The sequence below is a fragment of the Mesorhizobium sp. M1312 genome (assembly GCF_040318115.1).
Classification (GTDB): Bacteria; Pseudomonadota; Alphaproteobacteria; order Rhizobiales; family Rhizobiaceae; genus Mesorhizobium.
Map to the genome: position 1 here is coordinate 41,983 of NZ_JAMYLQ010000031.1, position 15,777 is coordinate 57,759.

Genomic DNA, 15,777 nt, shown 5'->3' on the forward strand with positions numbered 1-15,777 from the left:
CGTTCGCTCAGGTTGCCCGCGGTTCTGTTGACTTATCCGGCAATCCTTGCCGCTTGTGCGCTGGCCATTTTCATGGCGACAAGGCTCGGCCTGACAATCTACAGCGCCCGCGACATCGGGATGCCGGTCCTGCCACACGTGTTTGGCCGAGGCGTCTGGTTCGATCTTGTCACCATCGGCGCCCTTCTATCGCCGTTCCTCCTCGTCAACGCCGTTCTCCCGAATCGATTGCGCCAAAGCCGTGGTTTTGCCTGGCTGAGCAAGGCAGTGGTCTGGTTCGTCGTGTGCTTGCTGTTGTTCTCCGCCATCGGCGAATTCTTCTTCTGGGAAGAGTTCGCAACGCGCTACAACTTCATTGCCGTCGACTACCTCGTCTACACGCAGGAAGTTATCGCAAACATCACCCAGTCCTATCCGGTTACGCCTCTCCTCATCGGCATCGGCCTTGTTGCGGCAGGATTCATCTGGGCTTTGCGACGTTGGTTCACGGCCGTTGAGACTACGCCGTACAGCGGCAGAACGCGGCTGATCATGCTGGCCTTGGCCGTCATTGGCCCTTGTCTTTCACTTCTCACTAACATCGATCAGATGCGCGGCTCGGGTAACGCCTATGCTGATGAGCTTTCTGGAAACGGCCTGTTCAGTCTCGTTTCGGCCTTCTTCTTGAATGAGCTCGACTATGATCGGTTCTACGTGACCATTCCGGCAGACAAGGCGAACAGGATTCTAGTCGATCTCAAAGTTTCTCGGGCCAAACAGGATGAGCCTGGCGGCCCGACGGCTTCCATGCCTTCCTATCTCGTCCGCCGACCGAAGAATGTCGTTCTCATGACGGTTGAAAGCCTGTCGGCCGAGTTCCTCGGAAGCTATGGTAGCACAAAGGGTCTTACGCCAAATCTCGACCGCATCGCCTCACAGGGGCTGATGTTCGACAGGCTATTCGCCACCGGAACGCGCACGGTGCGCGGGTTGGAGGCAACCTCGCTAGGCACGCCGCCTGTCCCCGGGCAGGCCATCGTCAGGCGGCCTCAAAGCGACCATCTGACAACGCTGGGCGAAATCCTCCATCGCGATGGTTTCGACACAGGATTCGCATACGGTGGCAATGCGTTCTTCGACAATATGGAAGCCTATTTCAGCGGCAACGACTATGCCGTCCTCGACCAGGGCGATTTTCCGCCTGACGCGATCGCGTTCGAGAACGCCTGGGGCGTCGCTGACGAAAGCCTGTTGGATAATGTCACGAGCCAACTAGACAAGCAGACAGCCGGGAAGAAGCCCTTCTTCATGCATGTGATGACGACGTCAAACCATCGCCCATACACCTATCCTGATGGCCGCATCGATATCGCCTCACCTGGCGGACGCGATGGCGCGGTCAAGTACACGGACTATGCGATTGGGCGTTTCTTGCAGCAGGCGGCGACCAAGCCCTGGTTCGCGGACACGCTGTTCATCATCACCGCTGATCATTGCGCTTCTGCAGCCGGCAAGACTGAACTTCCCGTGGGCGGCTATCATATCCCGATGTTCTTCTATGGACCGGGCCTGGTTAAGCCCGGGCATATCAGTACGCTTGTCAGCCAGATCGATCTCCCGCCGACGATCCTCCGTGCACTGGGTGCGAGTGGCGAAAGCCACTTCTTCGGCAGGGCAATCGACGGGTCCAAGCCCGACAACGAGCGCGCCTTCATCAGCAACTATCAGTCGCTCGGGTACATGAAGAACGGGACATTGACCGTCCTGCGTCCGAAGGGCGTGGTCGAGAGCTATGCCGTGGATCCGACCACCCTCGCTTCACGCCCCGCCCCAGTGAACGCACAGCTGCGTGACGAGGCGATTGCCTACTATCAGACGGCATCGCGCGACTTCAAAACAGGCGCACTCCGCGCCGCTTGGTAGGACGTGCCGACGAGATTCACGAATTGGAAATGATCGAATGAATGAGTCCCGCCCGATGGACCTGTCGCACTAGCGCTCCCTTGGTGCGCGCTCGTTTTCGCCTCGCATGTCATTGAAGCGCGGGGGCGACAGCACTATGACCCCGGCTTATGAACACGAGCAAGGCATATGACACGTCGGCAACGGCAAGGCAGTTTGTTTAGGGGGCCCTTGTCGCTGCCCTCAGTGTCGCGTTCAGCCTTGTGCTCGCTTGCGCCACGCCATTCCCGGCCATCGCTACGGTGGCCGGGCAAACCTCTCCCGTCGTGGTGCCCTGCTGCAACAGGTGTGTCGTGGCTCGCCAATCAGGCGGTCGGTTACCGCCTACTCGGCTATCCGACGACATGGGATAGTTTCGCGTGGGCGGGGCAATCGGTCTCGCCGCCCTGCTTGCGCCTTTTGCGGTGCTGGTGCTGTGCGACCGGGTCGGGTCCCGCCTTGTCGCAATCATCGCCGGCTTCGCAGTCGCTTTTTTGGTCTACGAGCTAGTCTTGTTCGCGGCGACTGCTGGCCCTCCGTCAGGGGACGACGCGTTCTCGCTGAAGGTCATCATGCAAATCCTTTGGCTGAATGTGCTGGCGCTCATTGGCCTGGCTCTGTTGCACCGGGTTGCGCTCTCGGTCGGCCTCCTTCCACCGCGGGAGGCTGTTCGCGGCGGCACCTTCGCCTGATGGCGGGGCGGTTTCCTCCCGAACGCATCGTTTGCCTGACGGAAGAGACATCGAGACCCTGTATCTTTCTCGGCGAGCAGGACCGGATTGTCGGCGTCTCCGGCTATGCTGTACGTCCGCGGCAGGTCAGGCGCGAGAAGCCGCGTGTGTCGGCTTTTAACCTCCGCCGACATCCCGCAGATCTTGGGGCTCGACCCCGACTTGTCCTGACGTTTTCCGATCTGCAGGCCGAGATCGCCGCGGAACTGATCCGCCACGGCGTCGCCATCCATGCTTTAACCAGCGTGACGTCGCTAGTATTCTCGCCATGGTGCGCACGGTCGGCGCTCTCATAGGTGCGATTGAAAGGCCGAAACATTGGCCAGCTCCTACGAGAGCACTTGCGATGTGTTGCGCTTCAGGCCAATGGCAAGCCACGCCGGCCTGTCTATTTCGAGGAGGGGACGAGCCGCTGATCAGCGGCATTGGCTGCAACGGCCTGTGAATCGTGCTTATTGGTCTCCCCATCTACTTGGCGGTGATGACGTCGGTGAATGCGATGGCGCAATTGATGATCGTCGACATAGACGGATTGCGATGTCGCCAGAATCCGCAACGGCGTTGCTGTTTCTCGCATCCGTCGTGGGCCGAGGCCGCCTGATGGCGATGATAACCTACGTCTTCACCATCAATCACTTCGCGAAAATGCTCGGAGAGGAGCCCGGACTCCTGGAGCCGATCGTCTGTAACGACGACAATCTGTCCTACGGCAGTCTCATCAGCGTTTACGACGGCACGGACGCCCATGCCCGCCGCTCGACCAATGACTGGAAACGATTTCCTCGAAGACTTCGTCTCAGACCCAGACATCATCGCACGCATCAAAGCGAAATCTCTGCGGTAACAATCGGGCGCTTACACAAGACCACACTGCCGCAAGCTGCTCAGCGCGTTCCAGATGCTACTGTTCCTGACCAGGCCGGTTCTCTCGGCAGAATGCTTGGCCGAAATATATCCTCCATGCAGGCAGAGCTCCCTCAGGAGACCTATATTCGACTCTGTCCCTAAGTATCCGACTTACCCGCACTGACCCCTACCACTGTCGGGTTTGTCGAGTCCGCGACACGGTGATGTCTGGCTGGCGTGCCGCCGCGCTCTCAGTGAAGCCATTGAATAATACGCAGAACAGTTTTTCTGGGCCGCTTCCTGTGCAGTTGGCACGACTCTTGATGTTGGTTGTACGGCGGCAAAAGCCGCTAAATGGCAGACTGGTTCATCTTATTTGATCTCTAGGAAAGGAGACAGCAATGAAGGTCGATATGTCAGACTATGGTGTGACCGAATTGGCTCCAGAAGAAGCATCCACAATTTCGGGCGGGTGGGGTTTATTTGGGGCAATAGTTTTCGCGGTGGTGGGGCTAGTAGGCCTTGCGGCTGCGACTATAGTGGGAGGGGCGGTGCGCTGGAAGGGGCACGGTTAGAACATTAGTGTGCAAGCTAAATACCCTTTCTCCTGAAATTGCCAGCTACACTGCAGAGAGCATTCTCTCCCGACGATCAGGACGATCTTTGATCATCTATCGGCTGATTTTGCTCTCTGTGGTTGCGACGTTGGTGTCGCTGCCACTCGTCACCATAGCGATCTCGGTCCAAAGTGCCGGTATCATTCGCCCCACCGTCGAGAAGACGCCCCTGGTCGCACCCGTCTCCGGACGCATCTCCCGTATCCTTGCCGTTGAGAATGATCTGGTTGCCCAGGGGCAGGAGATTCTCGCCCTCGATGATGAGGTGGTTGAGGAAAAGCTCAGGGCGCATAAAGGCGATATTCGCGCTAAGAGTGATCTTGCCCGTGACCTCGAAACCCTGATCTCCTCCGGCACGAAGCCCAAGGACCCGATCCTCCTCCTGACCGAGTCCGCCAAGGCGGAGTGGGCACATTTTCTCAACCTGCTGCGGGAGAACCAATATGCCAGCAGTAAGGCCGCGGCGGAACTCGACCGCGCTAAGCGACTGCTCTCCGCTGCTGCAACGCCCGCAAAAGCCGTTGACGAGAAGGCTTTCGCCCTCCAGACCATTGAGGTTCAGGGGGAGATCCTTGCCCGGCGCAAATCCGCCGAATGGAACCAGCAGCTCTTCGACCTTAACCTGCGCCTCAAGGAACTCACGGCCACCGAGCATCAGCTCGAGAAGGAACGGGATCTCACCCACATTCGGGCCCCGGTGTCAGGCGCACTTGAGCAATTCACCGGCCTGACCCCCGGCAGCTACATCCAAGCCGGGCAAACCGTTGCTTGGGTTTCGCCGGACGACGAACTGGTGGCGGAAATCTACGTCTCCCCCAAAGACATCGGCTTCGTGCGGGAGGGCCAGTCGGTGCGGCTCCAAGTGGATGCCTTCAACTACAATCAATGGGGTCTCATCGATGCGACAGTGCTCGGCGTAGCGCAGGACTTCACCCTCCACGACATGAGCCCGGTCTTCAAGGTCCGCTGCGCACTCTCTCGCACCCATCTCGCACTCAAGAACGGGGTCATCGGTCATCTGAAGAAGGGCATGACCGTGCGGGCCCACTTCCTCGTGGCAGAACGCACTCTTCTGCAACTCCTCTACAATGAGGTCGACGATTGGCTCAATCCCCTCCTGGCGGGCCACTAATCCTTCCTTGTCCAAACTGCCAGCGAGCCCCATGTCGAGCAAGGTCATCAAGTTCAAGCAGCACGACGTCACCGATTGTGGAGCTGCCAGTCTTGCTTCTGTCGCAGCCTTCTATGGTCACAAGCTGCCATTGTCGCGCATCCGCCAGTATGCCTCGACCGACCGCTCCGGCACTACCGTACTGGGCCTCACGGAAGCGGCCCGGAAGCTGGGCTTTGTTGCCAAGGCGGTGAAGGGTGGCTTCGACAGCCTATACAAGATCCCCAAGCCCGCTATCGCGCACGTCGTCGTCAACGGCGTCCTTCACCACTTCGTCGTCATCCAGGCGATCGACGCGAGGTGGGTCACCGTCATGGACCCAGCCTATGGCGAAATCCGCAAGTTGCCGCACGAGGAATTCAAGACGCAATGGACTGGCGTCCTGGTGCTCCTGGTTCCGGCAGCCACCTTCAAGCGCCGCGACGAGACCATTACGCCGCTTGCCCGCTTCGCGCGTCTGCTTGCGCCACAAAGGGCGGTGATGGCCCAGGCTCTCGCCGGGGCGCTCGTGACGACGGTCCTCGGGCTCTCGACGGCAATCTACGTCCAGAAGATCGTCGATCATGTGATCACAGCGGGCAACCGCAACCTGCTCAACCTGATGAGCCTCGTCATGCTGGTGATCCTGGTGGCGCAGATCCTGATCAATCTCCTCGGGAACCGGCTTATCCTGCAAACGGGGCAGAAGATCGATGTCCACTTGATCCTCGGCTACTACAATCACATCCTAAGCCTGCCCCAGAAGTTCTTCGACAGCATGCGCATGGGCGAAATCATCGCCCGCATGAACGACGCGGTGAAGATCAGGAGCTTCCTGAACGACGTCTCGATCAACATATTCGTTGACGTGCTAATGATTCTATTTTCGTTCGGTCTGATGTGCATCTACTCGTGGAAGATCGCCTTGGTCGTGGCGGTCTCCATTCCGCTGTACCTCTTGGTCTATTGGACCATCAACCGGCTGAATAGGAAGCACCAGCGCGCCATTATGGAGGATGCCGCCAACCTGGAGGCGGAGCTGGTGGAATCCCTCGGAGCTGTCTCCACAATCAAGACCTCCGGCATGGAGAGTTTCGCCAACTTCAAGATGGAGATCCGTTTCATCAAGATGCTGCACTCCGTCTACAGTTCCGGTCTCATCTCGATCTTCGGGGATAATGCCTCGACTTTCCTCTCGACCCTATTCACCATCGTGCTGATGTGGTTCGGAACGATGCTTGCCCTCGATCTAACCGTCACGCCCGGCGAGTTACTGTCCTGTTATACGTTACTCGGCTATGTCATCCGGCCGGTCGCCAATCTGATCCAGACTAATCGGATCGTTCAGGATGGCTTCATCGCAGCGGATCGCCTGTTTGAGATCTTCGACCTGGAGCAGGAGACAAGCGGCGGCGGCATCGATGCCACAAAGTCCGACCTTGGTGATATTCGCCTGGAGAACGTCACGTTCCGCCATGGTTCGCAGCCGGAGCTTTTCCACGATCTCAGCGTCACCTTCCGCCGGGGCGAGATGACGGCCGTGGTAGGGGAAAGCGGCTCGGGCAAGAGCACCCTTGCGGCGCTGCTGCAGAATGTCTACCCGCTTGAGGGAGGACGCATCCGGATCGGTCCCTTTGCCCTCCAGGATCTCTCAACAGTGTCCGTGCGCAAGGCTATCGCTGCTGTGCCGCAATCGGTCGATGTGTTCTCGGGCTCGGTGGTCGGGAACATCGCCCTTGGCGAGTTCGAGCCGGACATCGAGAAGATCCTGCACATCTGCGATCAAATAGGGCTACGAGAGCTGATCGAGCGCTGGCCCGGCGGTCTCCAGACCTATTTGGGCGAGAATGGTGTACGCCTCTCCGGCGGCGAGAAGCAGCAGCTTGCGTTGGCTCGGGCTCTGTACCGGGATCCGGAGATCCTGATCCTCGACGAAGCGACTTCCTCTCTCGACTCGATAGCCGAGGGGTTTGTCCTGCGAATCATTGAAGATCTTCGCCGGGCCGGTAAGACCATAATCGTCATCGCTCATCGACTCAGCACCATTCGTAGGGCCGACAAGATCGTGGTCTTCGACAAGGGACAGCTTATTGAGGAGGGGAGGCATGCTGATCTGCTGGCAACTGAAGGTGCTTACGCACGCTTGTGGCGGGCGCAAACCGGATCCAGCTAACCACGACGGTGCCGTAGCGCATCGATCACCGCCAGCTCCGGTCATCGAGACCTAGGAGCGTGGCCTGCAGCATCACGTATGAGCTGACGCGGATCGCATCGTCGCACTCGGTGAATAGCGTCTCGCCTGCCCTGCATAATCGCAACATTCCTCCGCATCGTCTGTAATGCGGCTTGAGCTCGGGGGTCATTCTCGTCAGATTGCCAGGTGCCCAAATACTCACCATCCCGAGTGACGACAGAACCATCACCGAGCAAGTTAATCTTCCAGCGAAGCATTGAACGACGTGTCCCTTTTTGCATGTAGCGAGCATTGATAGCGTCGAGGGGTTGCGTCGGCGGGTCTCGCTCGAAAAGGTCGTGGCCAAGAAGCTACGCATCGCGATCGAAGAGCGGCGGCCGAACGTGTCCGTGCGCGAGCTCTACATGACAGTTCCTTTCACTGGCCGCCGGGTTCACTGTTCACCGGCTGGCATCCGATGGCAAGCGTTCCAACGCGGCGGCGATCTGGCGCTTCGCTGCCGAGGGTAGAGGCAGGATGGGACGCGGGGGGTCGGCACGGCAAATGTCGAGCAATTCGGCAAGTGCATAGACGACGCGAAGGCTCGAGAACTCCTTGAAAAGGCTCCAGAGCGGCGCAAGCGTGGCATCGATCCGTCGCGCTTCGGCCGCATCGCCGTGTTGCGCCGCCGTGACGATCTTCACGCAGACCTCGGGCAGGATGCCGGCGAGGACGCTGTACCATGTGTCGGCGCCGGCGATCATGGCTTCTGCGGCGTTCCAGTCGCCGCTGTAGCCGATCGAGAACCCTTCCGGCACAGTGCGCCTCTGGGCGGTCAGGTGGTTCTTGATCGCATCGCTTTTGTCTGTCGGATTCTTGATGGCGACAATCCCAGCCACCTTTGCCAGGCGGCTGACAAGGGGTGGACTGAAATGGAAATGCGTCGTTCCTGGATTGTCGTAGACGACGATCGGCAGGCCACTTTCGCCCGCCACAGTGGAGAAATGTTCGAACACCTCGTCATCAGTAAGCGGGGTGTAGGAGGCGGCGGCAAGCAGCCCCGCGGCAGTTCCAAGGGCCTTGGCGTCTTGCGCGAGCCCCACGGCTTCATCGGTGCGCAGCCCGCCTACACCCACCACGACCGGCATTCGCCCCGCGGTTTCGTCCAAGGTCTCGGAGAGCGCCCGCCGCCGTTCCTCGCGCGACAGATACATGTAGGTGCCGGTGCTGCCGAGAAGACCGATGGAATCGACCTGAGCGGTGCCAAGCCGAGCAATCACCTGCGCAGGGCAACGGTATCGACGCGGCCGTCACGATTGCTCGGGGTGATGGGGAACGCGGAAAGACCGCTCAGGAATGCCATGGCAAGGCTCCAGATCTATGTGTGAGCGCAGAGGTGGCCGCACGCCAAGTCATCACAAGACGTCCAAAGCCCGCCGCAGATCAGCGATCAGGTCATCGGCGTCTTCAAGCCCCACCGAGAGACGCATGAGGTCCTCGCCGACTCCGTCGGCCAAATGGGCATCCTTGCGGATCGGCTGCCGAGCACGTGTGAGGCTTGCTGGATGATAGATGAGGCTGTCGGCATCGCCGAGGCTGACGGCGCGAGTGATCAGTTTGAGCCGGTCCATCATCCGGCGCGCGCCTTCGTATCCAGCGCGCAGGCCAAAGGCCAACATGCCCGACCCGTTGGACATCTGCTTTCGCGCCGTCACCTGATCAGGGTGCGAGTCGAGGAAGGGATAACTCACAAATGCCACCGCCGGGTGCGCCTCGAGTGCCTGAGCCACCGCAAGGGCTGTGGCGCTGTGCCGTTCCATGCGTAGCGTGAGCGTCTTCAGGCCGCGCAGGATCAGGAAGGCTGACATGGGCGAGAGCGCTGCGCCGGTGATGTAGCGCAAGCCCGTTTCGTGCAGCGTGCGGAGCGTTGGCGCGTCGCCCAGAAGCGCGCCCCCAAGGGCATCGCCATGACCGTTGATGTACTTGGTCAGCGAGTGGAGCACGATGTCGGCCCCATGTTCGAGTGGGCGCTGGAGCGCGGGGGAGGCGAAGGTGCTGTCGACTGCAACCTTTACACCGCGCGCGTGGGCGCGCTCGGCAATGGCAGAGATGTCGAGGATGCGGCTCAGCGGATTGACCGGGGTCTCGAAGAAAACCAGCCGCGTCCGCTGGGTGATCGCGGCATCGAGATTTTGGGGATCGGACAGATCGACCGCGACGACCTTGATGCCGAAGCGGGGGACCGCCTGTTCGACCATGGCAAGCGTGTTCGCATAAAGCGTCTTGTGGACGATGAGTTCATCGCCTTGGGACAGGAGCGACAGGATCAGTGTGCCGAAGGCCGCCATCCCCGAGGCAACAACCAGCCCCGCCTCGGCTCCTTCCAGATTGGCGAGCCGCTGCTCGAGGATCTCAGTCGTCGGATTGTATTCGCGCGCATAGAGCCGTCCACCAAGGGTGGCGGCCGCCTCGTTTGCTGCCACGCTTTCGAATCCATAGGTTGACGTCAGGAACACTGGCGGCTGGACGGCATTGGAAAAGTGGGCCGGATCGTAGCCATGATGGATCGCCCGGGTGGCAAATCCGGGACCGGTATGGTTGAGCGACCCAGTTGGAGCATCGGTTTCGGATTGATGGGAGCGGGTCATTCGGCCTCTGAGATCTTTCTTGGATTCCGAAAGATTGACGGCAAACTGGCCAATGTGAGATATCCAGTTGGCGATGAAAGAGATGGTCCAGTCTTCAAGTGCCGGTTTTGCAGCGCGCTCGCACGCGATGGGTGCACGCCAGATATACGAAGCCCTTCGCGAGCAAATCCTCGGCGGCGTCTACGAAACCGGCAGTCAGCTGCCATCCTCCCGGGCCCTGGCAAATGACCTCGGCGTTTCGCGAACCACGGTGACGGTCGCCTATGAGCAACTGGCTGCGGAAGGTTTCATCGAAGCCCGTCAAGGCGCGCGACCTCGCGTTGCATCTTCGTTGATCGGCCCTGAGACACGCCGCATGTCCGCGAAACGGGTCGGCCCGGTTCTTCTGTCCGCCTATGGGCGACGACTGCGCGCTACAACGCCCTGGCCAGATTATCTGCCGAATGCGCTAAAGGTCGATTTCCGCTATGGCGACTTGGCGCCGTCAGATTTCCCTGCATTGATCTGGAAACGCGCGATGAACGAGGCAATGGCGCAGCGCCCGTTGCGTCTTGCCTATGACGACCCTCGCGGCTCGCGCCGGCTGCGTCAGGCGCTCCAGGGCTATCTCTGGCGCGCCCGAACCCTGAGCTGCGACCTCGAGCAGATCATCATCGTCAACGGTTCGCAGCAGGGCCTCGACCTGTGCGCGCGCCTGCTTGTCGATCCCGCCGACCGCTTTGTCATCGAGGACCCGTGCTACAGGATGGCGCGTCAGGTCTTTGCCAGCACAGGCGCCTCGCCCATCCCGGTCACCGTCGACGAGGACGGGATGAAGACGGAGTTGCTGGCGGGGATTGGTGCACGACTGGCCTATGTCACGCCATCGCATCAGTTTCCGCTGGGCGGCGTCATGCCGATCACACGCCGCCACCAGCTTCTGGAATGGGCGCGGCACAACAGCGCCTATGTGATTGAGGACGACTACGACAGCGAATATCGCTACGACATCAATCCGGTCCCTCCGCTGCACAGCCTCCAGGACGACGGGGCTGTCATCTACCTCGGCACGATCTCCAAAACGCTCTCGCCGATGCTGCGCATAGGCTACCTCGTCGTCCCGCCGGAATTGCAGGAGGTCTTCGCAACCGCCAAACAATTCTCGGACCGGCATTCGCCGGTGGCTGAACAGGAGGCTCTGGCCTGTTTGATCGAAAGTGGCGGCTACGAAAGCCATGTGCGGCGTGTGCGCAGGCTGAACGGCGAGCGTCGGGAGACGTTGTTGGGCGCCTTGCGGCACAGCTTCGGCGATCGCATCGCTGTCCAGGGAGCAGAGGCCGGTCTGCACGTCGTCGTTTGGTTCGACGAACTGCCGCGATCGCGGGAAACGACCCTGGTCGAAGCCGCCCGAGGCGCGGGCCTGGGGCTACACCTGATCTCGCCCCTTTACGAGCGGCAGTCGGACGAAGGCCACATCGATCGCGTGGGGCTTGTCATGGGCTATGCCGCTTTGAGCATTCGGCAGATCGAGAAGGGCGTTGAGGTCCTGCGAGCGGTTGTCAAGCAGGTGCAAGACGCGTTGCCGGGACACGGTGGCTAAAACGGCGGGGACGTGGCGTGCTGGCGAGGATACCGACCCCTTAGGCTGAACCGCATTTCGTGCAAAGCCAACTGGACTGGGAAAACGCCATGCAACTGGCGCTGTTGATCAGGCCAGTTTTGCAGCAGGTTTCCACGAGACGAAGCTCCGACAGCGATGATGACCTGGCTAGGAAAGCTGCTTCATATCCATATCGCGCCTGCTGCCTCCTATGAAATGGAGGAGCTAGCGGAGGCGCAGCTTATTGCCGGCCAAGGCATTGTCGGAGATCGCTACTACCTGGGGACGGGGACCTATTCGGCGCGTCCCGACGTTCGCGAGGTGACGCTGATCGAAGCTGAAGTTCTGGAAGCCATCGCGCAGGGCGAACCCAGGATACCGGGCTTCAAGGCCAAGCTTGCGCCCGAAGATCACCGGCGCAATCTGACGACACGAGGCGCTCCGCTAGGCCATCTTGTCGGCAAACGCTTCCGGGTCGGGGAAACGATCCTTAGAGCGGCCCGGATGAATGTCCCGTGCAAGTATATCGAGGAGTTGCTGGGGCTTCCGGGTCTTTATGAGGGGCTTCTGAACCGCTCAGGCCTCAACTGCGCAATCGAGGTCGGGGGCGTGATCCGCCCCGGTGATCTGATCTTGCCCATCGACGAGTGAAACGCCATGGCCTCGCCGCGCATCATCATGAAGCTGACCGTGACCGCTGTCCGCAAGGAGCCGGGGGAAGTACTGGTCATCGGCCTCAAACACCCGCGCAAACCTGTGCTGCCGCCGTTCGAGGCGGGTTCTCACGTCGATGTTCATCTACCTGAAGGGAAGGTGCGTCAGTATTCTCTTTGCGGCGACCCGACCGAGCTCAGCCGCTACACCATCGCGGTGAAGCGCGAGAATGACGGCCGTGGCGGCTCGGCGTGGATCCACGAAACCATTGCCGTCGGCTCCACACTGCCTGTCTCCGCGCCACGCAACCATTTTGCGCTCAAGCCAGGCGAGGGGCCGACTTTGCTGCTGGCAGGGGGGATCGGGGTCACCCCGGTTCTGGCCATGGCGCGCGCGCTCACCCGGCAGGCCAAGCCCTTCGAGTTGCACTATTTCACCCGCAGCCGGGCGCTCACGCCACTCTTGCCGGTGATCGAGGGCGATCTTCCTGGCGGCAATGTTCGGCTCCATTTCGATGACGAGACGGCGACCCGGCAGGACATCGCCGCGCTGCTGGCGAACCGTTCGGCCGAGGCACAGGTTTACTATTGCGGACCGCCAGGATTCATGGCCGCCGTGGGGCGGGCGGCTGAACACTGGCCCGAGGGCACGGTTCATTTCGAAACTTTCCAGCCTCCCGACTTTGATGGCGCACCACCGGAACCATTCGTCATAGAACTCCGTGAGGGCAGGATGGTTGAGGTTTCGGCGCAGACCACGGCGCTCGCGGCTCTGCGCGCCGCCGGGGTGCCGTTACTGGCCTCATGCGAGAACGGGGTTTGCGGGACCTGCGAATGCGTTATCCTTAGTGGACAGCCGATCCATCGGGATTCCGTCCTGTCCAAAGACGCACGCGGCCACCGCTTCATCCCCTGCGTGTCACGCGCGACGGGCGTGCTGAAGCTCGATCTTTGACGATCTACTCTGGGAGGCATCGGTCCGACCGCTGATTTTCGGGGAAGTGAATGATGACGAAACTTGCATGTTTGAACGAGATCGAGCGCTGCGCTTCTTGGCTCGCAGCCTGGACGATCCACCACGCCAACCACGTCCGCGGGGGAGATGAGATCAGGGTCGGCGGCCATCAGGCTTCTTCCGCCTCCCTGAGCACGATCATGACTGCACTCTACGGATCGGTGCTGCGCCCGCAGGACCGGGTGGCGGTCAAACCTCACGCGGCGCCGATCTTCCACGCACTCCAGTATCTCGCCGGCAACCAGACCCGTGAAAAGCTCATGAACTTTCGCGGCTACAAGGGCGCCCAAAGCTACCCTTCGCGGACCAAAGACATCGACGATGTCGATTTCTCGACCGGGTCGGTGGGTCTCGGCGCGCGCAGACGCTGTTTTCCTCGCTGGTGCAGGACTACGTCTTGGCCCATGGCTGGATGAAGGACCGCCCCGAGGGTCGGATGATCAGCCTGATCGGCGATGCCGAAATGGACGAGGGCAACATCTACGAAGCCCTGATCGAGGGCTGGAAGCACGGGCTACGGAACTGCTGGTGGATCGTGGACTACAACCGCCAGTCGCTCGACGCCGTGATCCGGAGGGCCTCTGGCAGCGGTTCGAGCAGATTTTCCGTAATTTCGGCTGGGATGTGATGATCCTGCGCCATGGTGCTCTGCAAGAGGCAGCCTTCACTGAGCCGGGGGGCGAGAAGCTGCGCGAGTGGATCGAGCGGTGTCCCAACCAGCTCTATGCGGTGCTGACCTTCCAGGGAGGCGCGGCCTGGCGCAAGCGGCTCCTCGACGAGATCGGAGATCAGGGGCCGGTCGCCGCCCTGATTGAACGCCGCTCCGACGACGCGTTGCAGGCACTCATGACGAACCTTGGCGGGCATGACATGCCGAGCCTCCTCGAAGCCTTCGAAGCGGCTTCCAGGCATGACCGACCCGTCTGCTTTATCTGCTACACCATCAAGGGCTACGGTCTGCCGCTTGCCGGACACAAGGACAACCATGCGGGACAGATGACGCCTGCGCAGATGGAAGGTTTCCGCCGGCAAATGGGCGTCAAGCCGGGTGAGGAGTGGGACAAATGGGCCGCCGCCACCCTGCCGGAAGCGGAGCTTGACGACCTCCTCGCCAAGGCGCCGTTCTTCAGTGAGGGGCGTCGGCGGTTGTCGGCGCCGTCGGTGCCGGTGCCCGCAACCCTTCCGTTGCCGGGACAGCCCGGCAAGCCGCTGTCGACCCAGATGGGCTTCGGCCAGATCCTGAACGACATCGCACGCGAGCGCAGTCTGCTTGCCGAACGCATCGTCACCACCTCGCCCGATGTGACGGTCTCGACCAATCTCGGTGGCTGGGTCAACCGGCGCGGCCTTTTTGGCCGCGAGACCATGGCCGACACCTTCAAGGCCGAACGCATCCCCTCCACCTACAGTTGGGAGTTCGGACCGAAGGGGCAGCACCTGGAACTCGGGATCGCAGAGTCAAACCTGATGATCATGCTCGGGGCGCTCGGACTATCGCATTCGATCAACGGCGTCCGTCTGCTGCCGATCGGGACGGTCTACCACCCGTTCATCTATCGTTCCGCCGATCAACTGAATTATGCCTGCTACCAGGACGCGCGTTTCATGCTGGTCGCCACGCCCTCCGGCGTGACGCTGGCGCCGGAGGGCGGGGCGCACCAATCGATAGGCACCCCGCTGATCGGCATGGCGCAGGATGGGCTTTGCGCCTTCGAACCGGCCTTCGTCGACGAGCTGTCCGTGATCATGCGCTTCGCGTTCGATTACATGCAGCGCAACGGCGAAGGAGATCCGGACGAGACGACATGGCTGCGTGATCAGACCGGAGGGTCGGTCTATCTGCGCTTGTCCACCCGGCCGCTCGAGCAGCCGCTGCGCGACATGAGGCCGGACCTGGCACGGGATATCGTCAATGGCGCCTATTGGCTGCGACCGCCTGGGCCGAACGCCAGCGTGGTGATCGCTTATCAAGGCGTTGTCGCGCCGGAGGCGATTGCAGCGACGGGGCTTCTGGCAGAGGACCGGCGCGACGTCGGGCTGATGGCAATCACGTCAGCGGACCGGCTGAACGCGGGCTGGCAGGCAGCGGAGCGTGCCCGCCAGCGCGGAACGACCGGCGCCCTTAGCCACGTCGAGCGGATGCTGGCGCCGCTGTCGCGAGATTGCGGGATCGTTACCGCAATTGATGGTCACCCGGCGACGCTTGCGTGGATCGGCGGCGTGAACGGGCATCGCGTCAAGGCGCTTGGGGTCGAGCACTTTGGTCAGACCGGCACGATTGCGGACCTCTACCGTCACCACGGCCTAGACACCAACGCCATCGTACATGCGGCACAGGCGGTCAGTGCGGGATCGGCTATTCGCTACCGGAAGGCGCTGCCCTGACCATGAGCTACCGGGTCGTCCGTGGCCGGTACGGATCGGCTGGTTCCACGGGCGTTCCGG

9 protein-coding genes and 3 pseudogenes are annotated in these 15,777 nt (G+C 61.1%); 9 read left to right on the forward strand and 3 right to left on the reverse strand.

Annotated features, from left to right (window positions below; translation table 11 throughout):
• The first annotated feature begins 267 nt into the window (after positions 1-267).
• The 3 genes and pseudogenes from NKH36_RS27815 to NKH36_RS27825 form a co-directional block, all read left to right on the forward strand.
• Complete coding sequence (locus tag NKH36_RS27815) at positions 268-1,902, forward strand: LTA synthase family protein (protein WP_352962829.1); 1,635 nt, start codon at positions 268-270, stop codon at positions 1,900-1,902.
• Positions 1,903-2,300: 398 nt separating this feature from the next.
• Positions 2,301-2,612, forward strand: a complete 312-nt coding sequence (locus tag NKH36_RS27820) for a hypothetical protein (RefSeq protein WP_352962827.1) — start codon at positions 2,301-2,303, stop codon at positions 2,610-2,612.
• Positions 2,612-2,962 (forward strand): annotated as a pseudogene (locus NKH36_RS27825) (ABC transporter substrate-binding protein); the annotation flags it as partial. The gene NKH36_RS27820 and the pseudogene NKH36_RS27825, both read left to right, overlap by 1 nt.
• 157 nt (positions 2,963-3,119) lie before the next feature.
• Here NKH36_RS27825 and NKH36_RS34925 read toward each other — a convergent pair.
• Positions 3,120-3,398, reverse strand: a complete 279-nt coding sequence (locus tag NKH36_RS34925) for a hypothetical protein (protein ID WP_502912124.1) — start codon at positions 3,396-3,398, stop codon at positions 3,120-3,122.
• Positions 3,399-4,160: 762 nt separating this feature from the next.
• Between NKH36_RS34925 and NKH36_RS27835 the strand changes: the two genes are divergently transcribed.
• The gene (locus NKH36_RS27835; protein WP_352962826.1) at positions 4,161-5,246 is read left to right on the forward strand and encodes an HlyD family secretion protein; all 1,086 of its coding nucleotides are present in this window, start codon (positions 4,161-4,163) and stop codon (positions 5,244-5,246) included.
• 31 nt (positions 5,247-5,277) lie between these two features.
• The gene (locus NKH36_RS27840; RefSeq protein WP_352962824.1) at positions 5,278-7,437 is read left to right on the forward strand and encodes a peptidase domain-containing ABC transporter; all 2,160 of its coding nucleotides are present in this window, start codon (positions 5,278-5,280) and stop codon (positions 7,435-7,437) included.
• Between the two features lie 461 nt (positions 7,438-7,898).
• On the opposite strand, the pseudogene NKH36_RS27845 reads toward NKH36_RS27840, so the two are convergent.
• Positions 7,899-8,800, reverse strand: a pseudogene (locus tag NKH36_RS27845) (dihydrodipicolinate synthase family protein).
• A 52-nt stretch (positions 8,801-8,852) separates the two neighbouring features.
• On the reverse strand, positions 8,853-10,085 hold the full coding sequence (locus NKH36_RS27850; RefSeq protein ID WP_352965272.1) for a trans-sulfuration enzyme family protein: 1,233 nt from the start codon (positions 10,083-10,085) through the stop codon (positions 8,853-8,855).
• 82 nt (positions 10,086-10,167) lie between these two features.
• Between NKH36_RS27850 and pdxR the strand changes: the two genes are divergently transcribed.
• From pdxR to NKH36_RS27870, 4 genes and pseudogenes are all read left to right on the forward strand, one after another.
• The gene (pdxR, locus tag NKH36_RS27855; protein ID WP_502912125.1) at positions 10,168-11,664 is read left to right on the forward strand and encodes a MocR-like pyridoxine biosynthesis transcription factor PdxR; all 1,497 of its coding nucleotides are present in this window, start codon (positions 10,168-10,170) and stop codon (positions 11,662-11,664) included.
• Positions 11,665-11,823: 159 nt separating this feature from the next.
• Positions 11,824-12,315 (forward strand): MOSC domain-containing protein, encoded by a 492-nt coding sequence (locus NKH36_RS27860; RefSeq protein WP_352965274.1) that lies wholly within the window; start codon positions 11,824-11,826, stop codon positions 12,313-12,315.
• 6 nt (positions 12,316-12,321) lie between these two features.
• Positions 12,322-13,272: a PDR/VanB family oxidoreductase gene (locus NKH36_RS27865; RefSeq protein WP_352965276.1), complete on the forward strand. Its 951-nt coding sequence runs from the start codon at positions 12,322-12,324 to the stop codon at positions 13,270-13,272.
• Positions 13,273-13,322: 50 nt separating this feature from the next.
• Positions 13,323-15,717 (forward strand): annotated as a pseudogene (locus NKH36_RS27870) (transketolase).
• The last annotated feature ends 60 nt before the right edge of the window (positions 15,718-15,777 follow it).

Bases quoted from the DNA above. Each gene is read 5' to 3' on its own strand.
- NKH36_RS34925 (WP_502912124.1), bottom strand. From the start codon at position 3,398: ATGGGCGTCCGTGCCGTCGTAAACGCTGATGAGACTGCCGTAGGACAG.
- NKH36_RS27840 (WP_352962824.1), top strand. From the start codon at position 5,278: ATGTCGAGCAAGGTCATCAAGTTCAAGCAGCACGACGTCACCGATTGT.
- NKH36_RS27850 (WP_352965272.1), bottom strand. From the start codon at position 10,085: ATGACCCGCTCCCATCAATCCGAAACCGATGCTCCAACTGGGTCGCTC.
- pdxR (WP_502912125.1), top strand. From the start codon at position 10,168: ATGGTCCAGTCTTCAAGTGCCGGTTTTGCAGCGCGCTCGCACGCGATG.
- NKH36_RS27860 (WP_352965274.1), top strand. From the start codon at position 11,824: ATGACCTGGCTAGGAAAGCTGCTTCATATCCATATCGCGCCTGCTGCC.
- NKH36_RS27865 (WP_352965276.1), top strand. From the start codon at position 12,322: ATGGCCTCGCCGCGCATCATCATGAAGCTGACCGTGACCGCTGTCCGC.